A 2,272-nucleotide genomic window follows, 5' to 3' on the forward strand; every position below is an offset into this window, starting at 1 on the left:
GCGCCGTGCTCCGTGGCCGCCGAGCCGGTGCCGGCCACGTCGTCGGCCCGGGTGCCGACGTCCGGGCCGGATCCGGTGCCGGGCGCGCCGGCCGGGGCCATGGAGCGGAGCAGGATCTGGCTGACGTCGAGCACCTCGACGTGCTCGCCGGCCTCGCCGTCCTGCTTCTTGGTGGTCAGCGCGTCGGACAGCATCGTGATGCAGAACGGGCAGGCGGTGGAGATGACGTCGGGATCGAGGTCGAGCGCCTCCTCGGTGCGCTCCACGTTGATCCGCTTGCCGATCTTCTCCTCCATCCACATGCGGGCACCGCCGGCGCCGCAGCAGAAGCCGCGGTCCTTGCAGCGGTGCATCTCCTGCGTGGACAGGCCCTTGACCGAGTCGAGGATCTCCCGCGGCGGCGTGTAGACCTTGTTGTGCCGGCCGAGGAAGCACGGGTCGTGGTAGGTGACCTTGCGGTCGACCGGGGTGACCGGCGTCAGCCGGCCCTCCTCCACCAGCCGGCCGAGCAGCTGCGTGTGGTGGACGACCTCGTAGTGGCCGCCGACCTGCGGGTACTCCCGGCCGAGCGAGTTGAAGCAGTGCGGGCAGGTGGTGACGATCTTGCGCATCCCCGGGACCCGGCCCTCGAAGACGCCGTCGAGGGTGGCGACGTTCTCCTGGGCGAGCATCTGGAAGACGAACTCGTTGCCCATGCGGCGGGCCGGGTCGCCCGAGCAGGTCTCCCCGGACCCGAGGACGGCGAACTCGACACCGGCGGTGTGCAGCAGCTCGGCGACGGCCTTGGTGACCTTCTTGGCGCGGTCGTCGATGGCGCCGGCACAGCCGACCCAGAACAGGTACTCGACCTCGTAGGGCAGCGGCCCGTCGGCCATCCGCACCTCGAAGTCGACCTCCTTGATCCAGTCCTCGCGGGTGCTGGCCTGCACGCCCCACGGGTTGCCGCGGTTCTCCAGGTTGCGCAGCATCACGCCGGCCTCGGACGGGAAGTTCGACTCGATGAGCACCTGGTAGCGGCGCATGTCGTCGATGTGGTCGACGTGCTCGATGTCGACCGGGCACTGCTCGACGCAGGCGCCGCAGTTGGTGCAGCTCCACAGCACGTCGGGGTCGATGACCCCGCCCTCCTCGAGGGTGCCGACCAGCGGGCGGTGGGCCTGCGCGTCGTTGGTGCCCTCGATGCGCGCGTAGCCCGACGCCCAGACCTGCTCGTCGCTGGGCTTGAGGACGTCGAAGTCGGGTGCGGTCTCGCTCGCGGCCTGCGCACCCAGCAGGTACGGGGCCTTGGCGTACAGGTGGTCCCGCAGGTCCATGATCACCATCTTGGGACTGAGCGGCTTGCCCGTGTTCCACGCCGGGCACTGGCTCTGGCACCGCCCGCACTCGGTGCAGGTGGTGAAGTCGAGCATCCCCTTCCAGGTGAAGTCCTCGATCTTGCCGCGGCCGAAGACGGCGTCCTCGTCGGGGTCCTCGAAGTCGATCGGCACGCCACCGGAGGTCATCGGCTGCAGCGGGCCCAGCGCGGGGGCGCCGTCGGGCTCGCGCTTGAAGTAGATGTTGAAGAAGGCGCTGAAGCGGTGCCACGCGACGCCCATGTTCAGCAGCCGCGACACGACGACCAGCCACACCAGCGAGACGACGATCTTGACGAAGGCGACGACGCTGAGCAGGTCGGGGCTGTCGGGCAGCACGGTGGCCAGCAGGCCGGAGACCGGGTGCGACCAGGCGGGTGCCTCGGTCAGGTCGGAGGAGATCTTCAGCGCCCGGATCAGCAGGATGCACAGGCCGACGACGAGGACGACGGCCTCGACGAAGTAGCCGCGGCCCTCGTTGGAGCCGGCGAACCGGCTGGCCCGGCCCTGACGGCGGGGGTGGTCCTTCTGGCGCCGGTAGATCAGGTACAGGATGCCGAGGACCGTGCCGGTGCCGATGACGTCGGCGAACAGGTTCCACAGGCCCCACTCGCCGATCAGCGGCAGGTGGAACGCCGGGTTCCACACCTCACCGAAGGCCTCGACGAGGGTGAGGAACAGGCCGTAGAAGCCGACGAACACGAACCAGTGGGCGACGCCGATCGTCGACCACTTGAGCATCCGGGTGTGCCCGACCGACTCGGTGACCAGCGTCTTCACCCGCGGGGCGACCGGGCCGGACCGGGTGCCGTCCGGCTGCCCGGTCCGGATGATCCGGATCATCGCGCGCACCGCCCGGTAGGCGAACACGACCGCGACGACCAGGAAGATCACGCTGATCGTCCCCAGGACGATCTGCA

At 69.8% G+C, this 2,272-nt stretch carries 1 protein-coding gene; it reads right to left on the minus strand.

Features of this window, described 5'->3' with window-relative positions:
- Window positions 1-2,272 (minus strand): (Fe-S)-binding protein (locus ACI782_RS25990; RefSeq protein WP_456913005.1); only part of this gene is annotated, 2,272 nt, incomplete at both ends.

This window comes from Geodermatophilus sp. SYSU D00703 (genome assembly GCF_054050155.1).